At 63.3% G+C, this 13,212-nt stretch carries 12 protein-coding genes; 10 read left to right on the top strand and 2 right to left on the bottom strand.

What is annotated here, in order from left to right:
• The first annotated feature begins 7 nt into the window (after positions 1-7).
• From NKI96_RS16285 to NKI96_RS16265, 5 genes are all read left to right on the top strand, one after another.
• Positions 8-745, top strand: a complete 738-nt coding sequence (locus tag NKI96_RS16285) for a CpaD family pilus assembly protein (protein ID WP_352597476.1) — start codon at positions 8-10, stop codon at positions 743-745.
• A gap of 54 nt (positions 746-799) precedes the next feature.
• Positions 800-2,083 (top strand): CpaE/TadZ family protein, encoded by a 1,284-nt coding sequence (locus tag NKI96_RS16280; protein ID WP_352805263.1) that lies wholly within the window; start codon positions 800-802, stop codon positions 2,081-2,083.
• A gap of 86 nt (positions 2,084-2,169) precedes the next feature.
• Positions 2,170-3,678: a TadA family conjugal transfer-associated ATPase gene (locus NKI96_RS16275; RefSeq protein ID WP_352805194.1), complete on the top strand. Its 1,509-nt coding sequence runs from the start codon at positions 2,170-2,172 to the stop codon at positions 3,676-3,678.
• A gap of 155 nt (positions 3,679-3,833) precedes the next feature.
• On the top strand, positions 3,834-4,847 hold the full coding sequence (locus NKI96_RS16270) for a type II secretion system F family protein (RefSeq protein ID WP_023669592.1): 1,014 nt from the start codon (positions 3,834-3,836) through the stop codon (positions 4,845-4,847).
• A 40-nt stretch (positions 4,848-4,887) separates the two neighbouring features.
• A complete protein-coding gene (locus NKI96_RS16265) occupies positions 4,888-5,904 on the top strand; it encodes a type II secretion system F family protein (RefSeq protein WP_023696714.1) in 1,017 nt (338 codons plus the stop codon).
• Positions 5,905-6,017: 113 nt separating this feature from the next.
• Here NKI96_RS16265 and NKI96_RS16260 read toward each other — a convergent pair whose 3' ends face one another.
• Positions 6,018-6,839: a tetratricopeptide repeat protein gene (locus tag NKI96_RS16260; RefSeq protein WP_023669594.1), complete on the bottom strand. Its 822-nt coding sequence runs from the start codon at positions 6,837-6,839 to the stop codon at positions 6,018-6,020.
• Positions 6,840-7,076: 237 nt separating this feature from the next.
• Between NKI96_RS16260 and NKI96_RS16255 the strand changes: the two genes are divergently transcribed.
• The 3 genes from NKI96_RS16255 to NKI96_RS16245 all read left to right on the top strand — a co-directional run bounded on the left by NKI96_RS16255 (position 7,077) and on the right by NKI96_RS16245 (position 9,748).
• Positions 7,077-8,438, top strand: a complete 1,362-nt coding sequence (locus tag NKI96_RS16255) for a leucyl aminopeptidase family protein (protein ID WP_023726845.1) — start codon at positions 7,077-7,079, stop codon at positions 8,436-8,438.
• A gap of 69 nt (positions 8,439-8,507) precedes the next feature.
• The gene (locus tag NKI96_RS16250) at positions 8,508-8,858 is read left to right on the top strand and encodes a MarR family winged helix-turn-helix transcriptional regulator (RefSeq protein ID WP_023669596.1); all 351 of its coding nucleotides are present in this window, start codon (positions 8,508-8,510) and stop codon (positions 8,856-8,858) included.
• A 29-nt stretch (positions 8,859-8,887) separates the two neighbouring features.
• Positions 8,888-9,748 carry a C40 family peptidase gene (locus tag NKI96_RS16245; RefSeq protein WP_023681976.1) on the top strand — a complete coding sequence of 287 codons (861 nt, stop codon included), beginning with the start codon at positions 8,888-8,890 and terminating at the stop codon, positions 9,746-9,748.
• Positions 9,749-9,889: 141 nt separating this feature from the next.
• Here the strand turns inward: NKI96_RS16245 and NKI96_RS16240 are convergent, their stop codons facing one another.
• Positions 9,890-10,084, bottom strand: coding sequence for a hypothetical protein (locus tag NKI96_RS16240; RefSeq protein WP_245260071.1), 195 nt, complete (start codon positions 10,082-10,084; stop codon positions 9,890-9,892).
• Here NKI96_RS16240 and NKI96_RS16235 point away from each other — a divergent pair.
• On the top strand, positions 9,992-12,496 hold the full coding sequence (locus tag NKI96_RS16235) for a ligase-associated DNA damage response DEXH box helicase (protein ID WP_245263045.1): 2,505 nt from the start codon (positions 9,992-9,994) through the stop codon (positions 12,494-12,496). The two genes, NKI96_RS16240 and NKI96_RS16235, sit on opposite strands and share 93 nt — an antisense overlap.
• The gene (gene pdeM, locus NKI96_RS16230; RefSeq protein WP_023681974.1) at positions 12,493-13,209 is read left to right on the top strand and encodes a ligase-associated DNA damage response endonuclease PdeM; all 717 of its coding nucleotides are present in this window, start codon (positions 12,493-12,495) and stop codon (positions 13,207-13,209) included. Before NKI96_RS16235 ends, pdeM begins: the two co-directional genes overlap by 4 nt.
• Positions 13,210-13,212: the final 3 nt, after the last annotated feature.

Genomic DNA, 13,212 nt, shown 5'->3' with positions numbered 1-13,212 from the left:
AGCGGACATGTCTCAGTCAGCATCGAAGGCAATGGCGGTCGCCGCGACAGTGCGGTCCGGCCGTGCCCGGATCAGCCGATCGGCAATGCCGATCCTGGCGATCGCGATCGCCGCCTCGCTCGCCGGTTGCGCCAAGCGCGACAGCATCACGGTTGGGGCGATTCCCGATGATTATCGCACCACGCATCCGATCGTGATTGCCGAGAAGAACCAGAAGCTGGACCTCCCGGTCGGCGCCGGCGATCGCGGCATGACCGGCTCGCAGCGCGACACGCTTCTGGGCTTCCTTGACGGCTACGACAGGAGCGCTGCCCCGGCGCTGACGATCGCAATCCCGATCGGCTCGGCCAATGAGGTGGCGGCGACTGCCGCGGCGCGCGATTTCGCCAGGCTGGCGGTTGCCGGCGGCATCAAGCGAAACCGGATCGTGGTGACCTCCTACCAGTCGGTTTCCCCAGAAGCCTCGGCGCCTATCCGCGTTTCCTATATTTCGGTGAGAGCCCAGACCGACAAATGCGGGCGCTGGCCCGAAGACATCCTCGCAACCTCCGAAAACAAGCACTACGCCGATTACGGCTGCTCCTCTCAAAACAACCTCGCTGCGCAACTCGCCAATCCGGCCGATCTGCTCGGGCCAAGAAAGTCGTCCGATATCGACGCCGAGAACCGCGGCGCGGTGATCGACGTCTATCGCGGCAGAGGTATTTCGGACGAGTTCCTCGGCAGTTCGGAAGTGACGTATTAGGAGCGCCGGTCCCGCGTAGAGCCGGAACGAGAAGTTACGGAAAAGAGCATGACGATGAGCAATCTTGCCTACGACACGCCCGGAGACGGCGGCGACAGCTCCCAATCGGATGTTGCAGCGATGCAGGCGCTGCGGCCGGTGCCGCGTATTTCTATCCAGGCATTTTGCGAGACGGAAGGTGTCGCGCATCCGGTGGAGCGGGCCGGCGAGGATCGCCGCATGGCCAAGGCGCATCTGAAAGTGCATATGGGCGGCATCGCCACGGCGATCGAATTCTATCAATCGGCGCCGACGCCGAACCTCATCCTGCTGGAATCGCGCAGCGAACCGAAGCAATTGCTGGAGCAGCTTGCCCAGCTTTCAGAATATTGCGATCCCTCCTCCAAAGTCGTGGTGATCGGCCACTACAACGATGTCGGTCTCTACCGCGAACTCATTCGCTTCGGTATTTCCGAATATGTCATCGCACCGGTGTCGATGGCCGATATCGTCTCCGTGGTGTCATCGATCTTCGTCGATCCGGAAGCCGAGCCGATCGGCCGCTCGATCGCCTTCATCGGCGCCAAGGGCGGCGTCGGCTCCTCGACCATCGCCCACAATGTAGCGTGGGCGATGTCATCGCTGTTCAAGTCGGAAGTGGTCGTCGCCGATCTCGACCTGGCTTTCGGGACGGCCAACATAAATTTCGACCAGGACCCTGCGCAAGGCATCGCCGAAGCCGTATTTTCGCCCGAACGCGTCGACGAGGTCTATCTCGACCGTCTGCTTGCCCAGTGCGCCGAACATCTGTCGCTGCTCGCCGCGCCCTCTACACTGGAACGTGTCTATGATTTCGATCCCGATGCCTTCACGCAACTCATCGATACCGCCCAGCGCAGCGTGCCGCTGCTGGTGCTCGACGTCCCCCATATCTGGACGGGCTGGACCAAGAACACACTGATCAAGGCCGACGAGATCGTCATCACGGCGACGCCGGAACTGGCCAATCTGCGCAACACCAAGAACCTGGTCGATATGCTGACGAGGCTTCGCCCGAACGATCCGCCGCCGAAGCTGATCATCAACCAGGCCGGCGTGCCGAAACGGCCCGAGATTTCCGCTTCCGACTTCGCCGAGCCGCTCAGCCTCACGCCGATGTCGGTCATCGCCTTCGACCCGTTGTTGTTTGGAAATGCCGCCAACAACGGCCGCATGCTGGGCGAGATGGATGCCAGGAGCTCGGTCGTCGGCATGATCAACGAAATCGCGCATGTCCTGACCGGTCGCAGCGAAATCAAGGCCAGGAAGAAGGCAGGCCTTGGCGGCCTGCTCGGCAAGCTCTCGCGTAACAAGAAATGACGCTCCCCTCCAAATCAAGAAGTAGAGCATGATGTCGTTCGAAAACCGCTTCGGCATCATGTTCTGGACGGAATTGGTAGTCGATCATGTTTGGTAAAAGAGGCTCCGACGACGGCGGCCGGTTCACCCCGGAGTTCCGTCAGCCAGCACCGGCGCCAGCGGCGCCGGCCACTGCAGCGCCTGCGGACATGGCGGTACTTGCCCGGCCCGCGGCAGCGCCGCCTGGAGCGCCGGGAACACCGCCAACTCGCCGTGCCGTTGAGGCGCCGTCGATGGCGCCGGAGCCGCCAAAAAAGATCCAGCGCGAAAAAAGTGAAACCTACTACGACACCAAGAGCCAGGTCTTCTCCGCGCTCATCGACACCATTGACCTGTCGCAACTCGCCAAGCTCGATCCCGAGAGCGCGCGCGAGGAAATCCGCGACATCGTCAACGACATCATCGCCATCAAAAATTTCGCAATGTCGATTGCCGAGCAGGAAGAGTTGCTCGAGGACATCTGCAACGATGTGCTGGGCTACGGCCCGCTGGAGCCGCTGCTCGCCCGCGACGATATCGCCGACATCATGGTCAACGGCTCCAAGAACGTCTACATCGAAGTCAACGGCAAGGTCGAGCAGACCGGCATCCGCTTCCGCGACAATCAGCAGCTGCTCAACATCTGCCAGCGTATCGTCAGCCAGGTTGGCCGCCGCGTCGACGAATCGAGCCCGATCTGCGACGCCCGCCTACCCGACGGCTCCCGCGTCAACGTTATCGCCCCGCCGCTCTCCATCGACGGCACCGCGCTCACCATCCGCAAGTTCAAGAAGGACAAGCTGACGCTCGATCAGCTGGTCAAGTTCGGCGCCATCTCGCCGCAGGGCGCCGAGATTCTCAAGATCATCGGCCGCGTCCGCTGCAACATCGTCATCTCCGGCGGTACCGGCTCTGGCAAGACGACGCTGCTCAACTGCCTGACCAACTATATCGACCGCGAGGAACGCGTCATCACCTGCGAAGACTCGGCCGAACTGCAACTGCAGCAGCCGCACGTGGTGCGTCTCGAAACCCGCCCGCCCAATCTCGAGGGCGAAGGCGAGGTGACAATGCGCGACCTGGTCAAGAACTGCCTCCGCATGCGGCCCGAACGCATCATCGTCGGCGAAGTGCGCGGACCGGAGGTTTTCGACCTGCTGCAGGCGATGAACACCGGCCATGACGGGTCGATGGGAACGATCCACTCCAACAGCCCGCGCGAATGCCTGAACCGTATCGAATCGATGATCGCCATGGGCGGCTATTCGCTGCCGCAGAAGACCGTGCGTGAAATCGTCGTCGGCTCCATCGATGTCATCATCCAGGCAGCACGCCTTCGCGACGGCTCGCGCCGCATCACCCACATCACCGAGGTGATCGGCATGGAAGGCGACGTCATCATCACGCAGGATATCGTGCTCTACAACATCAAGGGCGAGGACTCGAATGGAAGGCTGCTTGGCGAGCACGTGTCGACCGGCATCGGCCGTCCGCATTTCTGGGATCGCGCCCGCTACTATGGCGAGGAACAGCGCCTCGCCAATGCGCTGGAATCGATGGAGAAACGCGCTGACTGACGCATATCGAGGTTGGAAGCAATTCCAGGAAAAGTGTGAAGCGGTTTTCCCGGGAAAAGCGCGTAGCGCTTTCCCTTGGGAATTGCGTCAAAACAAAGCGATAGCGCATATCGCCGTTTCCTTGAAACGGCGATATGCGCCGGGGACCGAGGTCGATGTTCGGAATTGACACCACCGTACTGGCGTTCATCGTGCTCGCCGGCTTCAGCGCCGGTGCGGTCGCCTATGCCTTCCTGTTCACCAAGATGAGCAACGAGAAGCAGGCCGGCAAGCGGCTCGAGACGATCAAGGCCGCCGAGACCGATCGTTCGGTCGTCAAGGCTTCGCGCGACCGTGTCGCGGAGGCGGTCAAGCGGCGTAAATCTGTCCAGGACACGCTGAAACAGCTCGACGAAAAGCAGAAAACCAACGAACTCGCCGTCAAGAAGCCGCCGTTGAAGGCCCAGATTCGTCAGGCCGGCATGCAGGTCTCGATCGAGCGTTTCTATATCTACTCCGTCATTTGCGGGATCGCGCTGACGGTGCTTGCCTATCTCGCCGGCGCGCCGCTTCTGGTCCTGCCGGGCGCGCTGCTGGCGGGGGCGCTCGGCCTGCCGCGCTGGTTCGTCTCGTTTCGCCGCGCGCGCCGGGTCAAGGCGTTCCTCAACGAATTTCCCAACGCCCTCGACATCATCGTGCGCGCCGTCAAATCCGGCCTGCCGCTCAACGACGCCATTCGCCTGATCGCCAGTGAATCGCCGGAGCCGGTCAAGACCGAGTTCCGCCGGATTGTCGATTCACAGCAGATTGGCATGTCCATCCCCGATGCCACCTTGCGCATGGCTGAAACCATGCCGTGCAGCGAGGCAAGCTTCTTCGGCATCGTTATCCAGATCCAGTCACAGGCCGGCGGTAATCTCTCCGAGGCGCTTGGCAACCTGTCGCGCGTGCTTCGCGATCGCAAGAAGATGAAGGCCAAGGTCCAGGCGCTTTCCATGGAAGCCAAGGCGTCGGCCGTCATCATCGGCGCGCTGCCTTTTGTCGTCGCCCTTCTCGTCTATCTGTCGAGCCCGAACTACATCATGCCGCTGTTCACCACCAGCACCGGCAATCTGATCCTCGGCTGTTCCGGCGTCTGGATGTCGATCGGCATTCTGGTGATGCGCAAGATGATGAACTTTGAAGTTTAGGCCGACCTTGGAAAGCTCGAAACGAAAAGACTGAAAACGAATGACCGACCAAGTCGTAAAATCGCTGACCGATCCTGCCTTCCTGATAGCGTTGCTGGTTGGCATTGCGGTGTTCGCGACCGTCTTCACGGTGCTGCCGGCCCTTGGTGGCAATCAGCTCAAGACTCGCATGAGATCGGTGGCGCTGGAGCGTGACGAATTGCGCGCCAAGCAGCGCGCGCGGCTTGCCAATGAAGCCGATCGTCGCCGCAAGGGGCTGCGCGAAGAGCAGTCGATCGGCATGCGCAACATCGTCGACAGGCTGGACCTGCGGCGTGCGTTGGCCGATGAAGGCACGTTGCAGAAGCTCAAGGTGGCGGGCTTTCGTGGCCAGAACCCGCTGACCCGCTTCCTGTTCTTCCGCCTGATCCTGCCTTTTGTCGGTTTCGCGCTGGCAGCGATCTATCTGTTCGTGCTCGGCGGACTGCCTGACCGGCCGGCCTTCGTGAAACTGTTCGTCTGCATCCTTGTCGCCTACGCCGGTTTCTACGCGCCGATCCTTTACGTCAACAATCGTGCCGCCAAGCGCAAGCAGTCGATCCAGGCGGCGTGGCCGGATGCGCTCGACCTGATGCTGATCTGCGTCGAATCGGGCATGTCGGTCGAGGCTGCCTTGCGCAAGGTCTCCGAGGAGATCGGTTCGCAGTCGGTGGCGCTGGCGGAGGAATTCGTGCTGACCAACGCCGAACTCTCTTATCTGCAGGAGCGCAAGCAGGCTTATGAAAACCTCTCGGCTCGTACCGGCCTGGAGTCGGTGAAGTCAGTGTCCCAGGCGCTGGTCCAGGCCGAACGCTACGGCACACCCGTGGCGCACGCATTGCGCGTGCTGGCCTCGGAAAGCCGTGACATGCGCATGAATGCCGCCGAGAAGAAGGCCGCCGCCCTGCCGCCGAAGCTTACCGTGCCGATGATCCTGTTCTTCCTGCCGGTTTTGTTCGCCATCATTCTGGGCCCGGCCGGCATCCAGGTCAGTCAGCGCGGCATCTTCGGCGACCAGCACAATTCCTCAAGCCAGTAGGCCTCGTTGCAGCCATACAAAAGAGCCGCACTGCCAATGCAGTGCGGCTCTTGTTTTCAGCTTTGAGATGTGGACGGATTTTGCGCTGTGCGGAGCCGGCGCCCATGCGGCGCTCAGTTGGTCGCCGGCTTTGCCTTGTCCTGATCCTTGAGCTGACTCCAGGCGTTCTGCTGGGCAAGCATCTGGCGAAGATAGGCTACATTGGCTTGCGCCTGTTCGGGTGAAAGCTCCTGCGACGCGATCTTCTCGGCCTCGTCGAAGCGGCCCTGCAGTCCCACGACCAGCGCAAGGTTCTGGCGCACCCGGCTGTCGGCATTCGGTTGCTGGGCTGCCGAGCGCATATAGGTCTCGGCGGTGCGCAGATCGCCTTCCAGCACATAGGACATACCGAGATTGGAAAGGATCGAGGGTTCGTTCGGCTTTAGGTCCAGCGCCTTGCGGTAGTTCTGGCGCGCTTCATCCTTCTGGCCAAGCTGGTCGAGAATGGCGGCCTCGGCCGACATCAGCCGCCAGTCCGGATATTCCGGCGTCTGCGCCCGGCGCACGGCGTCGAGCGCCGGCTCGAACTGGCCGTTGGCGGCCAGCGCCTTGCCGTAGGCGGCAAGCACGTCGCGATCCTTGGGGTAGGCGATCGCCAGCTTGCGCATCACGGCAAGCGACTGGTCGGCATCGCCGTCCATCTGGAGCGCCGCCGCAAAATTTGTCGCCAGCCGCTTGTCGTTGGGGTTCTTTGCGTAGGATTCGCCCAGCCGCCCGGTCGCCCCGTGCAACTCGCTGGCCGACATGGTTTCCAGCGGTTTGCCGCTGGTGCGCCCGATCGAGCCGGTCGTGAGCTTGCTGGTTCCGCACCCGGCAACACCGGCCGCCAGCGCCATCAGCAGTGCCGTGGTGACCAACCGTTTGCCCGTGACGTTCATCCTGCGGTTGGTGGGCATCGGCACGGGGCTCTCCATTCCTGCGCGTGGCCATTCACGTGGCCATCTTCATCCCCGCAGAAATATTCTGTTAACCCTAACGGACAGTTAACAAGTGAGCCGTCGGATCGGTGAACGGCCCGCCGGAAGCCTTTGGCCTGGCAGTCCCATGCCGGCCCCTGTGCATAGATGTTGAAATCATCCGACGTCCCTGTCACTTGACTGAGGACGACCTGCAAGCCTCCCGGAGACCATCGAATGCCCGTCGAACTCATCGAGACACTAAACACTGCCCTGCCGGTCCATCTGGTCGCGAGCGATGGACTGGAGGCCTTGGGGCTTTCGCCTTCCATGACCGCATGGGCGGCCGCCAACGGCTTTTCCGGCGAAGCCGGTAGGACGCTCGCCGTCCCCGGCGACAACGGTTCCCTTGCCGGCGCCTTGTTCGGCGTCGGTGATGGCGAGGGCGCGCTGGCGGTCGGCATGCTGGCGAGAGCCTTGCCGGAAGGCGACTGGCATTTTGCCGCCGCTCCAGCCGAGCCGGAACTCGCGGCCATAGCCTTGGTGCTCGGCGGTTACGTCTTCACTCGCTACGGAAAGAAATCAGGCAAGACGCTGCGTTTTGCGCTGCCGCTCGGCGTAGATGCAGGACGCGTCCGGCGCATCGCCGACGGCGTCTTCCTGGCGCGCGACCTCGTCAACACGCCGACCAGCGACATGGGACCGGACGAGTTGGAGAAGGCCGTGCGGACCCTGGCGGCCACTCACAAGGCCGAGGTGTCGGTGATCAAGGGGGATGATCTCCTGAAGCAGAATTTCCCGATGATCCATGCGGTCGGCCGGGCCTCGGTCGGAGCGCCGCGACTGATCGACATGGTTTGGGGACCGGAAGGCGCGCCGAAGGTGACGCTGGTCGGCAAGGGTGTCTGTTTCGACACTGGCGGCCTCGACATCAAACCGTCGTCGGGCATGCTCTTGATGAAGAAGGATATGGGCGGCGCCGCCAATGTGCTGGGCCTGGCCTCGATGATCATGGCTGCCGGGCTGAAGATCCGGCTGCGCGTCCTGATTCCGGCGGTCGAGAATTCGATTGCCGGCAACGCTTTCCGGCCTGGAGATGTACTGACCAGCCGCAAGGGCATTACCGTCGAGATCGGCAACACCGACGCCGAAGGGCGGCTGGTGCTGGCCGATGCGCTGGCGCTGGCCGATGACGAGGAGCCGGAACTGCTGATCGACATGGCGACGCTGACCGGGGCAGCGCGTGTCGCGCTCGGTCCCGATCTGCCGCCTTTCTACACTGGCGACGAAGCGCTGGCGTCCGAACTGGCTGCGGCCTCGGTGGCCGTCGAGGATCCGTTGTGGCGCATGCCGTTGTGGCGGCCCTATGACGCCAGGCTGGCGTCGAAGATCGCCGACATCAACAACGTCACCACGGACGGTTTCGCCGGCTCGGTCACCGCGGCGCTGTTCCTCAAGCGCTTTGTCGAACGGACAACGGGCTGGGCGCATTTCGACATCTTCGCCTGGAACCCGTCCGATCGCCCCTATGGACCCGCCGGCGGCGAGGCGCAAGGCATCCGTGCACTGGAGCGGGTCATTTCGAGGCGCTATGCCTAGGGTCGTGAGCAAAGCACACTGCCTCTAAACTGAAACGGAACCGAAACAATTTGCCGTCATGCTCGCGCGATGTCGATTTCGATGCGTCCGAGCCAGGCGATGCGACTATGGCAGCAGGTGATGCTGTCGCAGGTGCGCGCCGGCGCGCCAGATCTCACCATGCGCCAGACGGCGATCCTGTTCACGATCTATCTCGACCCGCCGCCGCACACGGTGCGCGGCCTGGCAGCCCGCCTCAATGTCACCAAGCCGGTCATCACCCGCGCCCTCGACACTATGGGTGCGCTGAAACTGGTGTCACGCCATCGCGACGAGCTCGACAAGCGCAATGTGCTGATCCGGCGCACGGTCGAAGGCGCGCTCTTTGTCGAGCGCTTCGGGGATGGTATCGTTGCCAGGGCTCATGAACTGCCCATCTGATCAATCCATGAATTAGAACGAGTACCGATTTGACTGCCAGGGATGCCCGCCTCCACGCCTTCCGTTCCGACCTCGCCGATGCAAGGCTGAAAGGGGAGGTTTCGGCCGATCGCTTCGTCACCGGCCGTCGGGCTCGGATCACGGCCTCCGTGGCTGACGTGCGCAAGGCACCGCGCCCGGATGCCGGCGTCAACACGCAGGTACTGTTCGGCGACGATGTGCTTGTCTTCGAGGAAGCCGAAGGCTGGGCCTGGGTCCAGGCCGAACGCGACGGCTATGTCGGCTACGTCGGCGCCACCATGCTGGGCGCACGCGAGCATGCGCCAACCCACATCGTCACGGCGCCGCGCACTTTTCTCTATCCAGGCCCGGATCTGCGCTTTCCGATCAGCGGGCAATTGTCGATGGGCTCGACGGTGACGGTGAGGGGCGCTGCCGAAACGCGCGGCACGCACTATGCGCTGTTGCCTTCCGGCGAGGCGCTGATCGCCGGCCATGTGCGCCCGGTCAGCGATATCGCCGCCGACTATGTCTCGGTCGCCGAGATGTTTATCGGCACGCCCTATCTCTGGGGCGGCACCTCCGGCTTCGGCATCGACTGTTCTGGCCTCGTGCAACTGGCCATGCGCATGGCCGGCCGCAATGTGCTTCGAGATTCCGACATGCAGGCGGCAGGCCTGGGCGAGCCGCTCGATCCGGGATCCGATTATGCCGGGCTAAAACGCGGTGACCTCGTGTTCTGGAAGGGGCATGTCGCCGTTATGACCGACGCCGAGACCATGATCCACGCCAACGGCCACACCATGCTGGTCTCGCGCGAAGGGCTGAAGGATGCGGTTGATCGGATTGGGTATCTCTATGGCGGGCCGACTGGGTTTCGGCGGCCTTAGCGCCTCTTCCTTCGCCCCGTTCACGGGGAGAAGGTGCCCGAAGGGCGGATGAGGGGCGGCGCCAGCGATTGAAAGCTCGCGCTGTCCCTCACGTGCCTGCCGGCATCCTCTCCCCGTACGGGGTGAGGGCAACTCACCCGATCACCTTTTGTTCCGATTTTCCTTGGCGATCGCGCGCCGTCGCGCTACCTCTTTCGCGTGACCGAGCAGCCGCGCCTTGCCAAACAAAATGCCGCCGTCCTTCTGCCCGAGCCATTCATCAGATGGTTTGGCGAAAAAGGCTGGTCGCCGCGCGCTCACCAGATCGAGCTGCTGGCGAAGGCTCAAGCCGGGCAATCGGTGCTCTTGATCGCACCGACCGGCGCCGGCAAGACACTGGCCGGCTTCTTGCCATCGTTGACCGAACTGGCCAACCGCCCCAGACGCAAAGCCGGTATGGCACGGCGCGGCATCCATACGCTCTACATCTCGCCGCTGAAGGCGCTGGCCGTCGACATCGAGCGCAACCTCGGCAAGCCGGTGGAGGAGATCGGCCTGCCCGTCACCATCGAGACGCGCACCGGCGACACGCCTTCCCACAAGCGGCAGCGCCAGAAGCTGGCGCCGCCCGATATCCTGCTCACCACGCCCGAGCAATTGGCGCTGCTGATTGCGGCCGGCGATGCCGGGCGCTTCTTCGAGGATCTGCGCTATGTCGTGCTCGACGAGTTGCATTCGCTGGTGACATCGAAACGCGGCCATCTGCTGGCGCTCGGGCTGGCGCGGCTGCGCAGCATCGTGCCCGGCCTGCAGACGATCGGTCTGTCGGCAACGGTGGCCGAGCCCGACGAGTTGCGGCGCTGGCTGGTGAGCCAGAATCCGCCCAAAGGCCTGGCAAGTCCCGATATGTCTGAGCTCATCGTCGTAACCGGCGGCGCGAAGCCCGAAATCTCGATCCTCGATTCGGAAGAGCGCGTGCCATGGGCCGGCCATTCGGCGCGCTATGCGACGCCGGAAATCTACCGCGAGATCAAGCGCCACAAGACCACCCTGCTGTTCGTCAACACCCGCAGCCAGGCCGAGCTGCTGTTTCAGGAATTGTGGCGGGTCAACGAGGATACCTTGCCGATCGCGCTGCATCACGGCTCGCTCGATGTCACCCAGCGCCGCCGCGTCGAGAAGGCGATGGGAGACAATGCCTTACGTGCCATCGTTGCCACCTCGACGCTCGATCTCGGCATCGATTGGGGCGACGTCGATCTGGTCGTGCATGTCGGGGCGCCCAAGGGCGCCAGCCGGCTGGCGCAGCGCATCGGCCGTGCCAACCACCGCATGGACGAGCCGTCGAAGGCGATCCTCATCCCGGCCAATCGTTTCGAGGTGCTGGAGTGCCGGGCAGCGCTGGACGCCAACTATCTGGGCGCCCAGGATACGCCGCCGCTGGTCAATGGCGGGCTCGATGTGCTGGCCCAGCATGTGCTGGGCTGCGCCTGCGGAGCGCCGTTTCGCGCCGACGATCTCTACGAGGAAGTGCTGACAGCAGCGCCCTATGCCAGCCTCGACCGGCCGACATTCGACCGCGTCATCGATTTCGTCGCCACCGGCGGCTACGCACTGAAGAACTACGAGCGCTACGCCCGCATCCGCCTCAACAAGGACGGCATGTGGCGGGTCTCCAATCCCCGCGTCGCGCAGCAATATCGGCTGAACGTCGGCACCATCATCGAGGTGCCGGCGCTCAATGTGCGTTACGTCAAGGCCGGCAGCAAAGGCTCGGCTTCGCACGGCGGCCGGGCTCTGGGCAAGATCGAGGAGGCCTTCCTCGAAACGCTGACGCATGGCGACACCTTCATGTTTGCCGGCAAAGTGCTGCGCTTCGAAGGCATCCGCGAGAACGAATGCTTCGTCTCGAATGCGCCGGGAAGCGACGCCAAGGTTCCTTATTATGGCGGCGGCAAATTTCCGCTTTCGACTTACCTCGCCGAGCAGGTGCGCGCCATGCTGGACGACCCGCAGCGCTGGAAGAAGCTGCCCGAGCAGGTATCGGACTGGCTGCGGTTCCAGGCCGACAAATCGGTATTGCCCAAACGCGACGACCTCTTGATCGAGACCTTTCCGCGCGGCAACCGTCACTATCTCGTCGCTTATCCTTTCGAGGGCAGGCTGGCGCACCAGACGCTCGGCATGCTGCTCACCCGCCGGCTGGACAGGGCCGGCGCCAGGCCGCTTGGCTTCGTCGCCACCGACTACGCATTGGCCATCTGGTCGCTGGGCGATATGGGCGCGATGTTCAAATCGCGGAAACCTTCGCTTGGCGCTCTGTTCGACCAGGACATGCTGGGCGACGACCTCGAGGCTTGGCTGGCCGACAGCTGGCTGCTCAAGCGCACCTTCCGCAACTGCGCGCTGATTTCAGGCCTGATCGAGAAGCGCCACCCCGGCCAGGAGAAAAGCGGCCGTCAGGTCACCGTCTCGACCGATCTGATCTATGACGTGCTGCGCAGCCATGAGCCCGACCACATCCTGCTGCAGGCGACGCGCGCCGACGCGGCGACCGGTCTGCTCGATGTCAGCAGACTTGCCGACATGCTCTCGCGTATCCAGGGTCGAATCGTGCATAAGGCACTCGAACAGATATCGCCGCTGGCCGTGCCGATCATGCTCGAAATCGGCAAGATGCCGGTGAATGGCGAGGCCGACGAAACGCTGCTGATGGATGCCGCGACTTTGGTCGAGGAAGCCATGGGTCCTGGGATGGTTGAGGAATGAATTTTTCGCTGGCGCGGGCATCGCTGATCGCCGAGGCCGACTTTGTCGGCATCGCGGGCGAGCGCGCGGTCTGTGATTCGCGCGGCGTGCTCTATTTCCCCGATCTGAGGCTGCTCGCGGTCTCTGACCTGCATCTGGAAAAAGGCTCGTCCTTCGCCAGGCGCGGCGCGCTGATCCCGCCCTATGACACCGGCGCCACTCTGCTGCGGCTGCAAGCGGTGATCGCCGACTACCAGCCGGCCATCGTCATCAGCCTGGGCGACTCCTTCCACGACGGCGGCGGTGCCGAGCGCATGCATGCGAGTTTTCGCGAGCTGCTGGAAGCGCTGATGGCCGGCCGCGACTGGTTCTGGGTCGCCGGCAACCATGACCCGGAAGCGCCGGCGGATTTGCCCGGCGAGACGGTGCGCGAACTCGCCATCGGCTCGCTGCTGTTCCGCCACGAGCCGTCGAAGGTAAGAACCGAGGGCGAAGTTGCCGGCCATCTTCACCCTTGCGCCCGCATCGTCCAGCAGGGCCGCTCGGTTCGGCGGCGCTGCTTTGCCGGCGATGGCGGCCGCATGATCATGCCGGCCTTCGGCGCCTATACCGGTTCGCTCAACGTGCTCGACCGCGCCTATGCCGGGCTGTTCCGCCGCGAGACGTTGATAGCCTATATGATGGGCGCCGCGCGCATCTTCGCCATTTCCGGTTCGATGCTGCGGCCGGGCTAAGTT

Source organism: Mesorhizobium sp. M0292 (genome assembly GCF_040321695.1).
Classification (GTDB): domain Bacteria; phylum Pseudomonadota; class Alphaproteobacteria; order Rhizobiales; family Rhizobiaceae; genus Mesorhizobium.
The sequence above is the reverse complement of the archived record's forward strand: the minus strand, read 5'-3'. Positions and strand labels throughout refer to the sequence as shown.

Coding starts and splice junctions, on each gene's coding strand:
- NKI96_RS16285 (WP_352597476.1), top strand. CDS start 8: ATGTCTCAGTCAGCATCGAAGGCAATGGCGGTCGCCGCGACAGTGCGG.
- NKI96_RS16280 (WP_352805263.1), top strand. CDS start 800: ATGAGCAATCTTGCCTACGACACGCCCGGAGACGGCGGCGACAGCTCC.
- NKI96_RS16275 (WP_352805194.1), top strand. CDS start 2,170: ATGTTTGGTAAAAGAGGCTCCGACGACGGCGGCCGGTTCACCCCGGAG.
- NKI96_RS16270 (WP_023669592.1), top strand. CDS start 3,834: ATGTTCGGAATTGACACCACCGTACTGGCGTTCATCGTGCTCGCCGGC.
- NKI96_RS16265 (WP_023696714.1), top strand. CDS start 4,888: ATGACCGACCAAGTCGTAAAATCGCTGACCGATCCTGCCTTCCTGATA.
- NKI96_RS16260 (WP_023669594.1), bottom strand. CDS start 6,839: ATGCCCACCAACCGCAGGATGAACGTCACGGGCAAACGGTTGGTCACC.
- NKI96_RS16255 (WP_023726845.1), top strand. CDS start 7,077: ATGCCCGTCGAACTCATCGAGACACTAAACACTGCCCTGCCGGTCCAT.
- NKI96_RS16250 (WP_023669596.1), top strand. CDS start 8,508: ATGTCGATTTCGATGCGTCCGAGCCAGGCGATGCGACTATGGCAGCAG.
- pdeM (WP_023681974.1), top strand. CDS start 12,493: ATGAATTTTTCGCTGGCGCGGGCATCGCTGATCGCCGAGGCCGACTTT.